At 72.8% G+C, this 15,138-nt stretch carries 19 protein-coding genes and 1 tRNA gene; 11 read left to right on the top strand and 9 right to left on the bottom strand.

The features are described 5' to 3' along the window. Positions 1-104: 104 nt before the first annotated feature. On the top strand, positions 105-1,265 hold the full coding sequence (gene glpR / locus ACFZDL_RS20535; RefSeq protein ID WP_353587844.1) for a gephyrin-like molybdotransferase receptor GlpR: 1,161 nt from the start codon (positions 105-107) through the stop codon (positions 1,263-1,265). 87 nt (positions 1,266-1,352) lie between these two features. Further along, positions 1,353-1,426: transfer RNA gene (locus tag ACFZDL_RS20530), tRNA-Ala, on the top strand. A 331-nt stretch (positions 1,427-1,757) separates the two neighbouring features. Here the strand turns inward: ACFZDL_RS20530 and ACFZDL_RS20525 are convergent. The 3 genes from ACFZDL_RS20525 to ACFZDL_RS20515 all read right to left on the bottom strand — a co-directional run bounded on the left by ACFZDL_RS20525 (position 1,758) and on the right by ACFZDL_RS20515 (position 3,299). Further along, positions 1,758-2,270, bottom strand: coding sequence for a hypothetical protein (locus ACFZDL_RS20525; protein ID WP_353587842.1), 513 nt, complete (start codon positions 2,268-2,270; stop codon positions 1,758-1,760). A gap of 253 nt (positions 2,271-2,523) precedes the next feature. Continuing rightward, positions 2,524-2,829, bottom strand: coding sequence for a hypothetical protein (locus ACFZDL_RS20520; RefSeq protein WP_353587840.1), 306 nt, complete (start codon positions 2,827-2,829; stop codon positions 2,524-2,526). Positions 2,830-2,834: 5 nt separating this feature from the next. After that, complete coding sequence (locus ACFZDL_RS20515; protein WP_353587838.1) at positions 2,835-3,299, bottom strand: DUF2269 family protein; 465 nt, start codon at positions 3,297-3,299, stop codon at positions 2,835-2,837. Positions 3,300-3,382: 83 nt separating this feature from the next. Between ACFZDL_RS20515 and ACFZDL_RS20510 the strand changes: the two genes are divergently transcribed. The 3 genes from ACFZDL_RS20510 (at position 3,383) to ACFZDL_RS20500 (ending at position 4,808) form a co-directional block, all read left to right on the top strand. Further along, entirely contained in the window at positions 3,383-3,724 is a 342-nt protein-coding gene (locus tag ACFZDL_RS20510; protein ID WP_179284945.1) for a PadR family transcriptional regulator, read from the top strand. Next, the gene (locus ACFZDL_RS20505; RefSeq protein WP_353587835.1) at positions 3,721-4,425 is read left to right on the top strand and encodes a hypothetical protein; all 705 of its coding nucleotides are present in this window, start codon (positions 3,721-3,723) and stop codon (positions 4,423-4,425) included. The genes ACFZDL_RS20510 and ACFZDL_RS20505 overlap by 4 nt, the downstream gene beginning before the upstream one ends. Positions 4,426-4,487: 62 nt before the next feature. Then, a complete protein-coding gene (locus ACFZDL_RS20500) occupies positions 4,488-4,808 on the top strand; it encodes a hypothetical protein (RefSeq protein ID WP_353587833.1) in 321 nt (106 codons plus the stop codon). 11 nt (positions 4,809-4,819) lie between these two features. On the opposite strand, the gene ACFZDL_RS20495 is transcribed toward ACFZDL_RS20500, so the two are convergent. From ACFZDL_RS20495 to ACFZDL_RS20485, 3 genes are all read right to left on the bottom strand, one after another. Beyond that, on the bottom strand, positions 4,820-5,491 hold the full coding sequence (locus ACFZDL_RS20495) for a hypothetical protein (protein ID WP_353587831.1): 672 nt from the start codon (positions 5,489-5,491) through the stop codon (positions 4,820-4,822). A gap of 133 nt (positions 5,492-5,624) precedes the next feature. Further along, positions 5,625-6,875, bottom strand: coding sequence for a hypothetical protein (locus ACFZDL_RS20490; protein WP_353587829.1), 1,251 nt, complete (start codon positions 6,873-6,875; stop codon positions 5,625-5,627). A gap of 153 nt (positions 6,876-7,028) precedes the next feature. After that, positions 7,029-8,057 (bottom strand): hypothetical protein, encoded by a 1,029-nt coding sequence (locus ACFZDL_RS20485; RefSeq protein ID WP_353588151.1) that lies wholly within the window; start codon positions 8,055-8,057, stop codon positions 7,029-7,031. Between the two features lie 47 nt (positions 8,058-8,104). Between ACFZDL_RS20485 and ACFZDL_RS20480 the strand changes: the two genes are divergently transcribed. Further along, the gene (locus tag ACFZDL_RS20480) at positions 8,105-8,704 is read left to right on the top strand and encodes a DUF4240 domain-containing protein (RefSeq protein WP_353587827.1); all 600 of its coding nucleotides are present in this window, start codon (positions 8,105-8,107) and stop codon (positions 8,702-8,704) included. Between the two features lie 74 nt (positions 8,705-8,778). Here ACFZDL_RS20480 and ACFZDL_RS20475 read toward each other — a convergent pair whose 3' ends face one another. Both ACFZDL_RS20475 and ACFZDL_RS20470 read right to left on the bottom strand, forming a co-directional pair. Then, positions 8,779-9,153: a VOC family protein gene (locus ACFZDL_RS20475; protein ID WP_353587825.1), complete on the bottom strand. Its 375-nt coding sequence runs from the start codon at positions 9,151-9,153 to the stop codon at positions 8,779-8,781. Further along, on the bottom strand, positions 9,150-9,860 hold the full coding sequence (locus ACFZDL_RS20470; RefSeq protein ID WP_353587823.1) for a helix-turn-helix domain-containing protein: 711 nt from the start codon (positions 9,858-9,860) through the stop codon (positions 9,150-9,152). Before ACFZDL_RS20470 ends, ACFZDL_RS20475 begins: the two co-directional genes overlap by 4 nt. Positions 9,861-10,115: 255 nt before the next feature. Between ACFZDL_RS20470 and ACFZDL_RS20465 the strand changes: the two genes are divergently transcribed. After that, the gene (locus ACFZDL_RS20465) at positions 10,116-11,285 is read left to right on the top strand and encodes a hypothetical protein (RefSeq protein WP_353587821.1); all 1,170 of its coding nucleotides are present in this window, start codon (positions 10,116-10,118) and stop codon (positions 11,283-11,285) included. A gap of 90 nt (positions 11,286-11,375) precedes the next feature. Further along, entirely contained in the window at positions 11,376-11,924 is a 549-nt protein-coding gene (locus ACFZDL_RS20460) for a DUF1269 domain-containing protein (RefSeq protein ID WP_353587819.1), read from the top strand. Between the two features lie 46 nt (positions 11,925-11,970). Here the strand turns inward: ACFZDL_RS20460 and ACFZDL_RS20455 are convergent, their stop codons facing one another. Beyond that, a complete protein-coding gene (locus tag ACFZDL_RS20455) occupies positions 11,971-12,453 on the bottom strand; it encodes a GNAT family N-acetyltransferase (RefSeq protein WP_353587817.1) in 483 nt (160 codons plus the stop codon). Positions 12,454-12,518: 65 nt separating this feature from the next. Here ACFZDL_RS20455 and ACFZDL_RS20450 point away from each other — a divergent pair, with 65 nt between their 5' ends. From ACFZDL_RS20450 to ACFZDL_RS20440, 3 genes are read left to right on the top strand one after another with little or no spacing between them, the layout of a single operon-like run. Continuing rightward, positions 12,519-13,316: an exodeoxyribonuclease III gene (locus tag ACFZDL_RS20450; RefSeq protein ID WP_353587815.1), complete on the top strand. Its 798-nt coding sequence runs from the start codon at positions 12,519-12,521 to the stop codon at positions 13,314-13,316. Between the two features lie 32 nt (positions 13,317-13,348). Then, positions 13,349-13,906 (top strand): tetratricopeptide repeat protein, encoded by a 558-nt coding sequence (locus ACFZDL_RS20445; RefSeq protein WP_353587813.1) that lies wholly within the window; start codon positions 13,349-13,351, stop codon positions 13,904-13,906. 23 nt (positions 13,907-13,929) lie between these two features. Next, a complete protein-coding gene (locus ACFZDL_RS20440; RefSeq protein WP_353587811.1) occupies positions 13,930-15,135 on the top strand; it encodes a barstar family protein in 1,206 nt (401 codons plus the stop codon). Positions 15,136-15,138 lie beyond the last annotated feature (3 nt).

Below are 15,138 nucleotides of genomic sequence, written 5' to 3'. Positions count from 1 at the left end.
GTCATCCCAACAATCACAAAAAAAGTTCGAGATATCAGCCAGATCGTGCGACACACCGCGCCAATTGGCAGATGGCCTCGCGCGTACCCCTCTACCGTGTGACCGTGAGCAGCAGTGGCCTCATCTACGCAGTCATCGTCGGGGCCTGGGCCGCCTATTTGGTGCCGATGTGGCTCCGTAGGCAGGACGAGCTCAATGAAGCCCGTCCCACGGAGCGCTTCAGTACCGCCATCCGGCTGTTGTCCGGGCGGGCGGGAATGGAACGTCGTTACGCCAAGGAACGGGCGGAGCTCGAGGCCCTCGGTGGCCTGGAGGACCAGGAGGGCCGCGCCGACGACGCGGACCGCCCCGAGGCCGGGGGAGACCCCGCCGCCCCGGACCGGCGCGTGGCCGACCCGGACGCCGTGACCGACGCGGTCGACGTCCGGGCCTTCGCCGACCCCGTGACCATGCGTACGCCCGTGCCGCCCCCCGCCCCACCCGTCGACGGCCCGGCCCCGGCCTCCTCCGGGTCCTCCGGGTCCTCTGGGTCCTCTGGGTCCTCTGGGGCGCCTGCCACGGCCGCGGCCCGCAGCCCGCGCGCGAAGGTGCTCGCGCGCCGTCGGCGCACCACCATCGTTCTCTTCCTCGCCTTCACCCTCGGCGCGGTTGTCGCGGCGGTCGGCGGTCTCGCCTTCCTGTGGGCGCCGGGCATCCCGGCCGTCCTGCTGAGCGCCTACATCGCCTACCTCCGTACCCAGGAGCGCCGCCGCTTCGCCTTCACCATGGACCAGCGCCGCGCCGAGCTGGCCGCCCAGCGCCTCCGCGAACGCCGCCCGCACCCCCGCCCGCCCGCCGAGAACCCCACCGACGACGACGGCCCCGCCGAGCCGCCCGCGCGCGCCGAGGCCGACCGCGCGGCCCCGGCCGCCTCCCCGCACGCGGCCGGCCGCCGCGCCCTGGTCGAGCAGACCGACCACGCGGAGTGGGTGGACCAGCAGCGCGAGCGCGAACGCGGCCCGTCCACCGGCGAGAGCTGGGAGCCGGTGCCCGTCCCCCTGCCCACCTACGTCACCGCGCCCGTCGCCCCCCGCGCCACCGGCAGCGTCGACCTGGGCGCCCCCGACGCCTGGAGCTCCGCCCGCTCCAGCACCGCCGAACCCACCCACGCCGCCGACCCCGCCACCCACCAGCCGCCCGCCGCCCGCGCCCCCCGCGAGCGGGGCCGCACCCCCCTGTTCGACCAGTACGCGGACGAGGACCGCCCGCGCGCCGCCAACGAGTGACCCTGACCAGCGGGGACCGGCCCGGAGGCCGCGAGGAACGGATTTCCAAGCACCCCGGAGGGGATGCTAGAGTTTCACTCGCTGCAAGGGCCTGTGGCGCAGACTGGTAGCGCACCTCGTTCGCATCGAGGGGGTCAGGGGTTCAAATCCCCTCAGGTCCACCCAGCTCAAAGCCCCCGCCGGGGAAATCCGGCGGGGGCTTTTTGGTGCTGTACAGCAGCGAAGTACAGCAACACTAGTGCGTCCACAGATCGCGGGCCGCCTGCTTGGCCGCTTCCTGCGCCTTCTGGCGGAGCTGCAACGCCGTGACGCAGATCCGGGGGAGGGGCAGGGTCGCAGTGGAAGCCTCCGTCTTGAGTTGCTGGCCGCCGAGTTCCACGCGGCAGAAGACCTAGATCAACTCCTGATTCCGCGACGCGCGCGCCGAGTGAAGCGAGCCATGTCCGCGAAGGCCCAGAAGCACCCGGTGTATCTGGAGCATGGCGAAGGCGTTCAAGTCACGTCTACGCAAGGGTTGTGGTCTTTCTTCTTGGAACAGGACTCGAACCGCTTGGCGTACTCCTTGACGGCTGACTCGAACACGTTCGCAGAGGAGACAATCGTCCACTGCTTCGTTCCCACACCGGGGTCACGGTTGAGCGTTAGCCGGGTTCGATCTTGAGAGAGGATGCCCGTGACGGCCCCATAGTCGGTCAGACCGTCGAACTCAAACGTGCTGTCCGAGCCGCGCCCGTTGAAGTCACTCTTCTCCTGAGTGAACGGACTGCCCCAGTCGTCGAAGCTCACCAGCTTGTACTTCCCGATCAGCTGGCCGCCCTCGGGGTGGACCTGGAACGCCAGCATGGCGTGCTTCCTCCCGTCCACGGCCATGGCGACATACTTGCGGGCTTGGGCCGCCTGTGCCGTACTCGTGGCTCGGCTGTCGGCGGCCGAGCCGGCGTTAGCAGCAGGTTGCTTGTCGCCGCCGGAGCAGCCAGCGGTCGACACAACCAGCAGCGCGGTCAAACCTCCGATGGCGACAGCATGCATCCGCACGCGCAGGAGCAAACGCCGTAACTTCGTTACCCGACCCACGAGACCCCCGGTATTGCAGTCGCTGGCGTTGCGCACTACGGCCCAGCAAAGTAGCAGCGGCGCCGATTGGCGTCGACACTCGCTTCGTCGGTCGGCGTGCCGCGTGTGAAGTACAGCAGGGAAGTACAGCAACCGCCTCAACCACAGTCGACCGCGTACCCGGCGAAGTGCGGCCGCTGCCCGGTCAGGTGCTCGACGGACAGCCGTCGTCGTCGCGCCGGCTCGGCTCTTGGGCCATCAGCGGTGCGGGGTGGGGCTGGATGCGGCGCAGGGCGAGCAGGCCGCCGATGCCGGGGATGGCGGCGAGCCGGCGGGCGGTGGGGGTGGCGGTGGGGGTCATCCAGGTGCAGACGATGACGGTGAGGTAGCACAGGCCGTGCACCGGGCCGCCGAGGGCCGTGATGGCCTTGGTGTGGACGGTGGCCAGGTTGATCAGCAGGGCCGCGAGGGATATCGCCTCGATGGCGGCGGCGATCCGCAGGGTGCGCATGGCGGTCACGCTCCTGTGGTGGAGCCGGGGCGGACGATCATCAGGACGACCACGATCGCCCACAGCAGATTGAAGATTCCGGTGGTCATGGCCAGCCGGGTCGCCGCCGCTGCCCGCGTGTTCTCGGCGGTGTCCGTGCCGTCCGGCGTGGCCAGCAGGCGTTGTTGGGCGGGGAGGATGGCCAGCGCCAGCAGGGCGGCGGCGATGGCGGTCAGGGCGATCGAGGTGATGAGCCAGGCGTCGCCCAGGACGCCGAGTTGGGCACCGGTGGCGAGGCCGAAGACCGGGACGGTGAGGCCGACGACGGTGTAGCCGCGGCAGACGCGGTGCAGGTACGCGGCTATCGGGGGGCCTTGCCGGTCCTCGCCGGGGTCTCGGGCGAAGCGGGGGAAGAGCGAGGCGGCCACGGCGATCGGGCCGATCGCCAGGATCGCGGCCAGGACGTGCACGGACAAGAGCAGCTTGGTCACTGCGACTCCGGTTGAGTAAACGGCCTATATGTTGGCTGCCAATATATAGCCCGCCTACAGGAGGATGGGTAGGCTGCTCTCCCATGAAGGGAGATGCGGTACGCGGACACCTGGACGCGCTGTTGCTGTCCGTGCTCGAGCAGGGGCCGCTGCACGGCTACGCGATCATCACGGCCGTTCAGCAGCGCAGCGGCGGCGCACTGGAGCTGCGGACGGGCACGATGTATCCGGCGCTCAACCGGCTGGAGCGGCTTGGGCTGCTGCGCAGCGACTGGCAGTCGGTCGGCGAGCGCCGCCGCCGCTGCTACGAGCTGACCGACGCCGGGCGGCGCGGCCTGGCCGAGGAGCGTACGGCCTGGCGCGAGCTCACCGCCGCGATCGGCGCCGTCCTGGACCCCGCCCCGGCGCCGAGGCCGGCCACATGACGGCCCTCGACCGCGGTGCCGCGCCCGGCCCGGACCCGATCGAGGAGCACGTCGCCGCTTTGGGGGCGGCCCTGCACGGCCCGGCGCGGATCAAGGCCCGGATGCTGACCGAGGCGCGCGACGCGCTCACCGACGCCGCGGCGGACATCGCCGACGGGGGGAGCCCCGACGGCCGCGCCGCACGTCAGGCCGTCGAGGACTTCGGGAGCGTCGAGGAGACCGCGCCCGCCTTCCAGCGGGAGCTCACCATCGCCCAGGCCCGCGACACCGCGCGCCGCGTCGCGCTCATCGCGCCGTTCCTGATCCTCTGTTGGTATGTGATGGCGATCGTCGACCGCGGCCGGGGCCTGCCGTACTCCGTCGAGGTCCTGGCCGCCCACGTGGGTGGCGTAGCGACCGCGGCCGCGCTGCTGGCGGCGGCGTCGCTGGCCGCCACCGGCGTCCTCGCCCGCTGGCTGCCCACCCCGCGGCGGCTTCCGCTGGTGGTCGCCTGGACCGGCACCGCCGCCGGTGTGGCCATGGCGATCAGCGCCGTGACGTTCACCACCGCATCGGCCCTGGCCGGGAACTGGCTGGTCAGCGCGGGCGTCGGCGTCATCACCATCGCCTCGCACATACGGATCGCGGCCTCCGCCCGCGCCTGCCGGCAGTGCGCCCGTCTGCCCATCGTCCCGTACGCGATCTCTCCCCAGCACGGCTGAAGCGGGCTGTGGTCAGCTCCGCCGCGGGTGGCGCCGGCGGCCGCGCGGCCTTGGGAGTCGCGGTGGCCGCGGCGCTCCTGGCCGCCGTGTGGTGGGCGGTCGTCGGGCTCGGCACCGAGAACTTCGGCAGCGACTGCCTCTTCTACTACGGCGAGAGCGGACCGCGAGCAGAACACTGCCGGCGGGTGAACGAGCGGGCGCAGGCATGGCTTCCGTGGCTGGTGGCGCTCGCGTGGGCCGGTGCCGTGCTGAGCCTCGTCCTGCCGCGCCGGGTCCGTCCGGGGAAGGTCCCGGGGCGGCGGGCAGCCGCCGGGGTCGCCGTCGGCTCCCTGGCCGTCGCGGTGGTGCTCGGGGCCCAGGCCATGGCCGTCTCCCGGCCGTGACCCGCGGGCGGTCAGCCCACGCGTTCGATCACAGCCCGCCGGATGAGGAACTTCCCGGGCTCGCGCACCTGCTCGAACGCGGCGTTGTTGAGCAGTGCGCAGCTTCCCGAGGCCGAGGTCACGCTCACCGTGGTGGACTTGTTGTTGTCCAGATTGGTGACCTTGAGCCGGGTGCCGACCGGGAACTGGTTGCTGGAGGCGGCGGGCGCGCCCTCCTCGCCGGAGAGGGTGACCGTGGAGCCGGCGCAGACCACCTCGCCGGAGGCCCCGTCGGCGCCGTCGCCCGTCTGCTGGGCGCCGCCGGTGGCCGGGGCGGTGGGCTCGGGAGTCGTGGCCGGGGCGGTGGTCTCGGGGGCCGCCGTCGCCGGGGCGGAGGGCGTGACGGTCTCTGTGCAGCCCGCCACCTGGCGGCGCTGCTGGATCTGGGCCACGACGTCCTGACGGTTGGCGATCCTGGCCTCGGACTGGGCGTCCGGGTTGGCCTGTTGGGCGGCGATGAAGTTCAGATTGTTCCGCAGCGCGGTGTCCAGCCCCGCGCAGTTCTCCGTGGGCGCCTTGGCCTGGGTGGTCTCCGATGCCTGACTGACCCCGACTCCGACGGCGAGGCCGCCGCCGACGAGCCCTGCCGCGCCGATGGTCAGGGCGATCTTCTGGGGCCGGGTCACACGACGCTTCCGGGACATGCGGAACTCCTCGTTGGATCGGTCCGTGCTGTGCGGTGCCTGTCGCAGCCCAGATACGGCCTTGCACGGCGAACCGTTCAACGAGGTCCAGACCTTTACCATCGGGCCTGGTCAGAGCCTTGGAGGAGAAGGCTCAGGAGTGGACGGCCGGGCCGACATCCTCCATGACGAGGGCCGGGAGAGAGGCCACGGCCACCTGCCGGGGAGCGGCGTGGGGCGTGGCGGTCTGCTCCGCGAGGGCGGGGCGCCAGGAGGTCAGGCGGTGCAGGGTGGTGTCCAGGCCCCTCTCGTCGTTGTCCAGGAGCGCGGCGATCAGGGCGACGGTGTCGGCGCGGGGTGAGCCGGCCGGGGCGGGGAGATCCTTCAGGCGGGGGACGAGGTGGGCCGCGGCGCCGTCCGAGGCCGCGGCGGCCAGCGCGGCGAGAGCGAACCGGGCAGCGTCGGCCTCCTCGTCCCAGCGGGCCAGGAGGCGCGGCAGCGCGCGGCCGATGGCCCGCCGCGTCAGCTCCGTGCCCGCGGGCTCCTGCCAGACGTCGCCGAGCGCGGCGCTGCGGTCGGCCGTGGAGACGGCGAGCCAGGCGCCGGTGGCCGCGAGCTGGAGCAGGTCACCGAGCACGATCACCCGGACCGCGGGCGGGATGCCGCCGTCGCGCGCCAACTCGGCCAGGAAGGGGACGGCCTCGACCGTGTCGTCGGTGCAGGTGCCCTGATGGGCCACGGCATCCGCCAGGTCGCCCAGGAACGCGCCCGTGGTCGCGTACGGCTCGCCGAAGGCGAAGGCCTCGTCGAGCAGCCACCCCACGGAGCCGGGGGCCGCGTCCGCAGCGCCGTACATCCGCTCCGCCACGGCCACGGCCGCCCGCACCACGCCCTCGGGCCGGTCGGGTCCGCCGGACGCCAGTCCGGTCCACCGCGGCCCCAGGGCGGGCGGGGCCGGGTCGGCGGGCAGCGGGGCGGGCGGGGTGACCTCGGCCGTGGCGCGCTCGTGCAGCAGGCCGTCCCGGGTGAAGGCCTGTTGCAGGGTGGCCGCGTGCCCCTCGGCGCCGCCCTGGCGGAATCCGCCGTGGGACCGGGCGACCCCGGCGATCCGTATGCGCTCATGCCGGAGGAACGGCTCCAGCGCGCGGCGGTCGTGGCCGGTGTGGACGGCCAGCGAGAACACCTGCCACCAGCCGGTCAGTTCGGGATCGAGCGACGGCTTGCCGTACCAGAAGCTCGACGGATCGGACCGGAAGTGATCGTGGGCCCGCGCGGCGATCAGCCGGTGCCCGAGCGCGGCGAGCTCCGCCGCGGCCTGCCGCGCGGCGTCCTCGGTGGGCAGACACAGCGTGTGCTGGACGCCCCACGCGGGTGGGGAGGCGGCCGGCGGGTCGGTGGGTGTCATGTCGTCGATGGTGCACCCGACCACTGACAGCGCCGCCCGCGCACACTGCCACCCGCGCACACTGCGGCCCACTCATATCGGCGATCGGCGACGGCGCCGTCGGCCCAGCGCAGTACGGGGGAACGGCCTGCGATGCGCTCGAGCATTGGTCGATCAGCGCGCCGCTGTGCGGATGATGGCCTCGGCGGTCCGCCAGAGGCGGGGGAGGAAGCGGGTGACCTCCTCGGCGCGGTGGAGGAGGTCGGCGGTCGAGGCGATGCCGAGGTCGGCGACGGCGGCGCGGAAGGGCGGGGTGAGCGCCTGGTGGGCCTCGGGGGCGTCGGCGGCCAGGATGGCGTGGCAGCGGGCGAAGGTCGCGATGATCCAGAAGACCGCCTCGTGGTGGCGGCCGCGGTCGATGAGGTCCTGGCTGCCGTCGATCGCGATGGGCCGCGCGGCCGGGGTGATGTCGCTGCTGAAGGGGAACGGCGTCCTCGCCACGGCGGCGGTGGCGTCGAACGTCGTGGCCAGCTCCCGCAGATGGTGCGCGACGCGTTCGGCGGGCAGGTGGGCGCAGCCGAGGAGGCCGAGGAGTTCGGGGTAGAGGTCGAGACGGCCATGGTCGGCGAGGACGTCGCGGGCGGCCGGATAGCGCAGCCGTACGGTGGGGTTGCGCAGGGCGGCGACGAGCAGCACATGGGTGGTCACGCCGGTGGGGAACAGCCAGGACGTCACCTGTTGGTGGAACGGCGCCGATGTGTCGATTGACGCGAGCCCGCGCTCGATCCGGTCGCGGGCGTCCTGGCATCTGCGGCGCACCCACGGCCGGGCGGCGAAGTCGCGCGAGACGCGGGCGCGCAGGGCGCGCAGCCGGCCGGTGGGGTCGTCGATGACCGTGTCGGTCCGGAAGCTGTTGGCCAGGTGGTACGAGGAGAGAACGGCGTCGGGCGGGGCGAGCAGCGCCCAGGGCAGGTAGCTGACCTCCAGCAGCGCGCCGTCGTGGTGGAGTTTGCCCGGCTTGGGCGGCGGGTCGTCCTCGGCGGTGACGACCACGACGTCGACATCGGAGGTCGGGGGCAGCTCGGTGTCGTCGGGCAGGCCGACCGTCGAACCGCTGAAGTACGCCCCGCGGTAGGCGGGGTCGGGGCGGGCGTACCGGTCCACCCACTGGGCCGCGGCGGCACGTGCGAAGCCGACCTTCACCATGCGATCTCCCTGCGTTGTCAGACCACCGTGGCACAGTCGACCACATGGACACCGATCGCTTCTGGAGCGTCATCGAATCCGCGCGGGCGGGCGGCCCGGGCGGCCCGGACGGAAAGCCTTTCGACGAGGCGCTGGTCGACCTGCTCGCCGCGCTCTCGAAGGAAGACATCCTCGACTTCCAGACGCGGTTCGACGAGATACACGGCGCCGTCTATCGGTGGGATGTCTGGGCCGCCGCCTATCTCATCGGCGGCGGCTGCTCCGACGACAGCTTCATCGACTTCCGCGCCGGGCTGATCGCGCTGGGCCGCGCGTGGTACGAGCGTGCGGCCGCCGACCCGGACAGCCTCGCGGAGCACCCGGTCGTGATCGAGTGCGCGGCCGGCGGCTGCGATGAGGCTCTGTTCTACGAGGACGTCAACTACGTGCCCAGCACGGCGTTCGAGCGGATCGCGGCAGTCGGTGAGGACTTCTACGAGGAGTGGAAGCGGCACCGCTCCGCCCAGGTCGGCAGCGGGGAAGGCGGCCTCGGGACGGGCGCCGAGGCGGACATGGGGGAGGACTTCGACTTCGACGACCATGAGGAGATGAGCCGCCGCCTGCCGCGCCTGGCGGCGCTGTGTCTGGATGAGCTCGCGGCCTGAGCTGTTCCCGCGTCCGCGTGGCAGCGCGTGATCGATCGCCCTCGCCCGCGGCGGATCGCCCCGGGGGGCGCCTGTTACGCCGGCGACATCACCTCGTACAGGTTTCCCGTCTCGTCCTGGAAGAACAGGCCCCGGGGGCACAGGGGGTGGTCGATCCGGCCGTTGTCGGGCTGGGTGGGGTCGCTGCCGTAGGGGATGCCCGCCGCGCGGATCCGGGACAGGATTCCGTCGAAGGTGGCCGGGTTCACGTCGAAGGCGAGGTGGTGCCCTTCGGGGTCGGCCATGGTCATGAAGTCCAGGGTGAGTGTGTCGTTCACCCGTACGGGGGCGAAGTGGCCGTGGCGGCCGGCGGGCGGCAGTGCCTCCAGGCCCATGACGGAGGCGAAGAAGCGGGCCGCCTCGCGGTGGTTGGCGGCGGGGACGATGGTGTGGTTCAGCGTGACGGTCATGTGCCGCTCCCGGAGTGGTCGAGGGTGCCGTGCAGGAGGACGTCGACGAGCTCCACCGGATCGACGTCGGCGCCCTCGGCGCCGAAGTGCAGTTGGGTGAAGAGCATGCCGAGGAAGATCGAGGCGACTCTTTCGGGGGGCAGGCGCAGGGCCGCCCGGTCGGGTTCGACGAGTTCGGTCAGGGCGTCGCGGGTCGCGCGCATCGACGCCTCCCGGCTGTCCGCCGGCCGGTCGGGCCCGCCGTGCGGGGCGTCGGCGGCCTGGGGGTCGGGGGCTCGGGTGCCGTTGGCCCGGGTGCTGTCGGCCCCGCCGCCGGTCGCCCGGGCGGCGGGGGTGCGTTCGCGGCGGTGGCCCGAGGCCTGCAGCGCCCCGGCCACCGCGCCCATGCGCGCCAGGTGGGCCCGCATCGCCTCGGCCGCCTCGGCCAGCCGGTCGGCGAGCGGCTGGCCGAGGGAGATGGAGGCCAGCTCGCGCAGCACATGACTGGGGTTCATCGCCTCAGCCGTGCACGCGGCCAGCACCTCCTCCTTGTCCTTGAAGGCGCGGAAGATCGTCGCCTCGCCGATGCCGGCGGCGCGGGCGATCTGTGCCGTGGTCACCGCGGCGCCGTACTCGGCGACCAAGGGGAGCGCGGCGGCGACGATCATCGCCCGGCGCTGCTCGGTGCTCATGCCCGGCGCACGCCGCCGGGCCGGTGGTTCTGCCATGCCCTCACCGTACGGAGTGAGTACTCACTCCGTCAATGCGCGAGACGACGCGTTGACGCGATGTCATGGAATCGTGCTGACCCGGTTCGTGTTGTGTGCGGGCTGTGAACCAGGTGACGGCTGTGGCCAGGTGCGCGGGCATAGTGGGGGCTTGTCCCGGAAGGGGCACGAGGCGGCAAGCAGCAAGAAGCCGCAACCAGCAAGAAGCGACAAGCAGCAAACGCAACACAGCACCACACAGGGGGACAAGGCTCCATGCCATCGATACGCCGCTCCGCCGCAACCGCCGCGGCCATGGCCGCGCTGCTCGCGGTCACCGCCACGGCCTGCGGCCCGAGTGACGACAACGCCGGGTCCGAGCCGAGCGCTTCGGCCACCGCCGGGGACAAGGCCAAGGAAAAGGAAGGCCTGAAGATTCCGGACGGGGTGCCGACCAGTCTGGACGACCTGAAGAAGTGGAAGGACGGCGGCTGGAAGAACTGGGACAACTGGGCCCGCAAGGCTTCCGATTTCGCCAACCCCGTCATCAAGGACTTCTGGCAGCCGTCCCGGATGGCCGAGGCCAAGGACTCGCCGAACACCGTCTCCGCCAAGAGCGCCGGTCAGGGCCAGGCGGCCACCGACCCCGAGCCGGCCGCGATCCAGGCCAAGCAGGTCTCGCGGCCGTACCACCAGAACATGGCGCCGGTCGGCAGGGTCTTCTTCGACAGCCCGGACGGGCCGATGGTGTGCTCGGGCACGGTCGTCGAGGACCCGGCCCACCCGGGCAAGTCCAATCTGGTGTGGACGGCGGGCCACTGCGTGCACTCCGGCAAGCAGGGCGGCTGGATGCGGAACATCGTCTTCGTGCCGTCGTACAACGACAACGGGCTGCCGGCCGAGCGGACCGGGACCGCCGCGAGCCAGGAGGTCACCCCGTACGGCGTGTGGTGGGCGGACTGGTCGCAGACCTCCTCGCAGTGGATCGCCGAGGGCGCCCACACCGGCAACGTCGCCTCGTCGTACGACTTCGCGGTGCTCCATGTGAAGCCGGAGAACGGTGGCGGCAAGTCGCTGCAGGAGACGGTCGGGGCCGCGGTCCCGGTGTGGTTCGACGCGCCGGCGGCGAACCAGGTCAGCTCGATCGGCGCGTACGGCTACCCGGCGGCGCCGCCGTACGACGGGGCGCTGATGTTCAGCTGCCTGGACCGGCCCAACCGGCTGTCGTTCTCGCCGACCGCGCCGACGATGTACCGGATCGGCTGCACGATGACCGGCGGCTCGTCCGGCGGCGGGTGGCTGGTGAACCGCGGTGGCAGGACGGCGCTGGTGTCCAACACCTCCATCAGCTCCAACGCGCACACCTGGCTCGCCGGGCCGCGTCTGGGCAGTGAGGCCAAGGGCGTGTTCGACGCGATCAGCCGGAAGTTCGCGGCCAACGGCTGACCCGCGGCGTCACCCCGCGCGCCTCGTGGGCTGTGTCGACGCAGTGGGTCACGAGGTGCGCGGGGGGCGGTCTGCGGCAAGAGTGGGGGTATGGCCGAGAACATCCTGTTTCTGGATCTTCCGGGGCCGGAAGCGGCCCCTCAGGCGCTCGACGCACTGGTCCGCGCGGACGATGCGGGCACGCTGGAGCTGTGCGAGGGCGCGGTGATCGCGCGGGCCGTGGACGGGACGCTCGATCTGCCGGACTGCGTGGACCACTCCGGGGCCCGCTGCTTCACCATGGACGACCTGATGGGCGGGCTCGTGGGCCTGCTGGGCGGGCCGCTGGGCCTGATGATCGGCTTCGGGGAGGGCGGATACGTCGGCGCGGCCCGGGACGCGCGCGAGGGCATGGGCGCGCCCGGGCGTATGGGCGCGGGCGAAGGGGTCCGCGCGGGCGAGGGGGTGGGTGTGAGCGCCGCCCTGGAGATGCTGGCCGCCGAGGTCCCGCCGGGCACCACCGTGCTGGTCGCCGATGTGCGCGAGCCGTCTCCCGAGGCGGCCGACCGGGCCCTGGCGCCGTACGGCCACCCGGTCGCCCGGTACCCGGCCGGCCGGGTGCGCAGGGAGATCGAGTCGGCGAAGGCCGACCCCTCCTAGACCCCTCCTGGACCCCCTAGGCCCCTCCTGGGAGTCCAGGTGGGGCCTAGGAGTCCAGCAGCGGCTTGCCGTAGCAGCGGCTGGACTCCTCGAAGCGGTACAGCCCGAACTTGGGGATCGGCACATAGCCGGAGGAGGTGTAGAGCGCGATGGCCTCCGGCTGCTCGGTCCCCGTCTCCAGCACCATCCGCCGCCGCCCCGCCGCCCGGGCGCTGTCCTCCAGCGCGGCCAGGATCCGGCGGGCCAGCCCCTGCCCCCGCGCCTCCCGGACCACGAACATCCGCTTGATCTCGGCGTCCCCGTCCGAGTGACCCTCCTCGCTGTGCTCCTGGCTGCGCCAGCCGCCACTGGCCACCGCGCGGCCCTGTGCGTCGTACGCGAGGAGGTACAGCCCCTGGGGCGGTTCGAAGTGCGTCGGGTCCATGACGGTCAGGTCGGGGTCGCCGTAGCGCTCGACGTATTCGGCCTGCACCTCGTCGTTGAGCTTGACGGCGTCGGGGTGGTCATAAGGGATGGGCTGGATATTCATGCGAGAGATCGTACATTCATGCGAGGCGGCGGGGTGCTCGGTTTTTTCTGGCGTATCGTGCCGGAATGCTCACCGTGACCACCGTGAATGTAAACGGGCTGCGCGCCGCAGCCAAGAAGGGCTTCCTGCCATGGCTCGCGGGCACCGCCGCGGACGTGGTGTGCCTGCAGGAGGTGCGTGCCGAGCCCGGTGAGCTGACCGCGCCGGTCCGCGAGCCCGACGGCTGGCACACCGTGCACGCCTCGGCGGACGCCAAGGGCCGGGCCGGGGTCGCCGTCTACACACGGCGGGAGCCCGAGGGCGTACGGGTCGGCTTCGGGTCCGCGGAGTTCGACGGCAGCGGCCGCTATCTGGAGGTGGACCTGCCCGGGGTGACGGTCGCCAGCCTGTATCTGCCCTCGGGGGAGGTCGGCACGGAGCGGCAGGAGGAGAAGGAGCGCTTCATGGGCGAGTTCCTGCCCTACCTGAAGGAGCTGCGCGAGCGCGCCGCGGCCGGCGGGCGCGAGGTGCTGGTGTGCGGCGACTGGAACATCGCGCACCGGGAGGCCGACCTCAAGAACTGGAAGGCCAACCGGAAGAAGGCCGGGTTCCTCCCCGAGGAGCGCGCGTGGCTGAGCCGGGTGTACGACGAGGCGGCGTACGTGGACGTGGTGCGCGCGCTGCACCCGGACGTCGAAGGGCCGTACTCGTGGTGGTCGTACCGCGGGAAGGCCTTCGACAACGACGCGGGGTGGCGCATCGACCTGCTGGTCGCCACGCCGGGGCTGGCCGAGCGGGCCGTGAAGGCGCAGGTGGAGCGGGCGGCGAGCTACGACCAGCGGTGGAGCGACCACGCCCCGGTGACGGCGGTCTTCGGCGGCTGACAGGGGCGGCCCCGGGCTGAGATGCTGCGCCGGTGAACACTGCGGCAGCGGATTGGGAGCGGCGGGTCGCGGACCTGTGGGCCGCCTTCGACGACCACGACCCCGCCGACTTCCTGGCGGCGATGAAGGCACTGGCGGCCGAACTCCCGGCCGGCGACCCCGTCGCGGCCTTCGAGACGGCCTCGGCGTACGACGCCACCGACCGCGAGGAGGAGGCCGCCCCGCGCTACCGCGAGGCCCTGGCCGCCGGACTCACCGGTCCGCGGCGCCGCCAGGCGGTGATCCAGCTGGCCAGCACGGTGCGCAATCTCGGCCGGCCTGAGGAGGGCGTCGCGCTGCTCACCGCGGAACGCGAAGCGGAATCCGACGAACTCGACGACGCCGTCGCCGCGTTCCTCGCGCTCGCGCTCGTCGACGCCGGGCGGGAGCGTGAGGCGGTGGCCCTCGCCCTGTCGGCCCTCTCCCGCCATCTGCCCATGTACAACCGCTCGCTGGCGCGCTACGCCGACGAACTCGCGGGCGAGGCGGGCGAGGCAGACGAGGCAGGCGAGGCGGGCGAAGCGAGCGAGGCGGACGGGGCGGAACGCTGAGCGAGACGCCGAACGGCGCGCGCGTGCACCGCTGGCCGGAGGGGGCCGGCCGGGGTGACCTCCCCGCGTTCGCCCTGGCCGACTCGGAAGACAACAGCGTCTGGGGCGTCTGCGCCGATGTCTCGGGCCTGTTCGTCGAGCCGCCCGTCCGCTCCTACCAGCTCCTGGCCTGCGCCCCGGCGGGCCCGCTGCGCGACGCGCTGGGCGGCGCGCCAGGGGCGGGCGGCGGGGCGCCGCAGGCGCCGTGGCCCCTGGGCGAGCTGTGGCTGCGGCCCCTCGGGGACGACCGGTGCCCGGAGGGTTCGGAGCGGCTCGACGCCTGGCAGCTGGAGGACGTACGGGTCATCGGCCACCGCCCCCACCCCGGTGACCCCTCCCTGGTCGACGTCTTCATCGAGGGCGCCGACGGCTACCCGGACCCGCCCGACGATCCGTACCTCGCGGCGGGCCTGCTGCTGCACGACGGCCGTGAACACCTCGGCACCTGCGCCGACTTCTCCGACATCGTCGCACCCGACGACGACCGGTCCGCTGCGGATGCCCCGCTGTGCCTCCTCGGCTGCGCCCCCGGCGACCGGCTCCGGTCGGCCCTCGCGGCCGGGACCCGCCGCCGGCTGCGGCTGGAGGAGGCCATGCTGCTGGTCCTCGACCGGAACGGCGCGGAGGACACGTACCGGTACGTCCATGCCGAGATCGCCGACTGGAAGCCGTCACCCCTCGGCCCCGGCCTCCTCGACATCCGCCTCACCCAGGGCCTGTGGGACCCGCCGCCCCCGCGGGCCAGGCCCCTCTGGCAGCGGTGGTACGACGGTCCGCCGACGGCCCCGAACCAGTGGGCCGGGTACGGGACCGGCGACCGCGAGCTGTGGCTCGACTGCGTGCGCGAGCGAGGGCGCGGCCCGGCCGTTCCGGCCGCGCCGCCCGGGCGCGTGTACGAGGTGGACGGGCGCCACATCACGGATGTGCCCGGCCTCTATCTCGCCCTCGGCGAGGCCATGCGCGGCCCCGGCGGCTACTTCGGCGGAAACGCCGACGCGCTGGACGACTGCCTCTGCGGAGGCTTCGGGGTCACCACGCCGTGCACGCTGGTCTGGCACGACGCACAGGTCGCGCGGCGGAGCCTCCAGCGCGTCCTCGACTCGCAGGGGGAGCCGTACAGCTACTTCGACCTGGTGCTCGAGGTCCTGAGGGAGCGCCGGGTCGAGGTGCGGCTGATGGACTGGGCCTGAGCC

The organism is Streptomyces sp. NPDC007917, assembly GCF_042959105.1.
GTDB lineage: Bacteria > Actinomycetota > Actinomycetes > Streptomycetales > Streptomycetaceae > Streptomyces.
Note: the sequence above shows the minus strand (reverse complement) of the source record. Positions and strands in the feature narration are given on the sequence as shown.

Excerpts from the sequence above, each read along its gene's own strand:
- ACFZDL_RS20520 (WP_353587840.1), bottom strand. The coding sequence starts at position 2,829 with ATGCGCACCCTGCGGATCGCCGCCGCCATCGAGGCGATATCCCTCGCG.
- ACFZDL_RS20510 (WP_179284945.1), top strand. The coding sequence starts at position 3,383 with ATGAAGGGAGATGCGGTACGCGGACACCTGGACGCGCTGTTGCTGTCC.
- ACFZDL_RS20505 (WP_353587835.1), top strand. The coding sequence starts at position 3,721 with ATGACGGCCCTCGACCGCGGTGCCGCGCCCGGCCCGGACCCGATCGAG.
- ACFZDL_RS20495 (WP_353587831.1), bottom strand. The coding sequence starts at position 5,491 with ATGTCCCGGAAGCGTCGTGTGACCCGGCCCCAGAAGATCGCCCTGACC.
- ACFZDL_RS20490 (WP_353587829.1), bottom strand. The coding sequence starts at position 6,875 with ATGACACCCACCGACCCGCCGGCCGCCTCCCCACCCGCGTGGGGCGTC.
- ACFZDL_RS20480 (WP_353587827.1), top strand. The coding sequence starts at position 8,105 with ATGGACACCGATCGCTTCTGGAGCGTCATCGAATCCGCGCGGGCGGGC.
- ACFZDL_RS20475 (WP_353587825.1), bottom strand. The coding sequence starts at position 9,153 with ATGACCGTCACGCTGAACCACACCATCGTCCCCGCCGCCAACCACCGC.
- ACFZDL_RS20470 (WP_353587823.1), bottom strand. The coding sequence starts at position 9,860 with ATGGCAGAACCACCGGCCCGGCGGCGTGCGCCGGGCATGAGCACCGAG.
- ACFZDL_RS20465 (WP_353587821.1), top strand. The coding sequence starts at position 10,116 with ATGCCATCGATACGCCGCTCCGCCGCAACCGCCGCGGCCATGGCCGCG.
- ACFZDL_RS20460 (WP_353587819.1), top strand. The coding sequence starts at position 11,376 with ATGGCCGAGAACATCCTGTTTCTGGATCTTCCGGGGCCGGAAGCGGCC.
- ACFZDL_RS20455 (WP_353587817.1), bottom strand. The coding sequence starts at position 12,453 with ATGAATATCCAGCCCATCCCTTATGACCACCCCGACGCCGTCAAGCTC.
- ACFZDL_RS20450 (WP_353587815.1), top strand. The coding sequence starts at position 12,519 with ATGCTCACCGTGACCACCGTGAATGTAAACGGGCTGCGCGCCGCAGCC.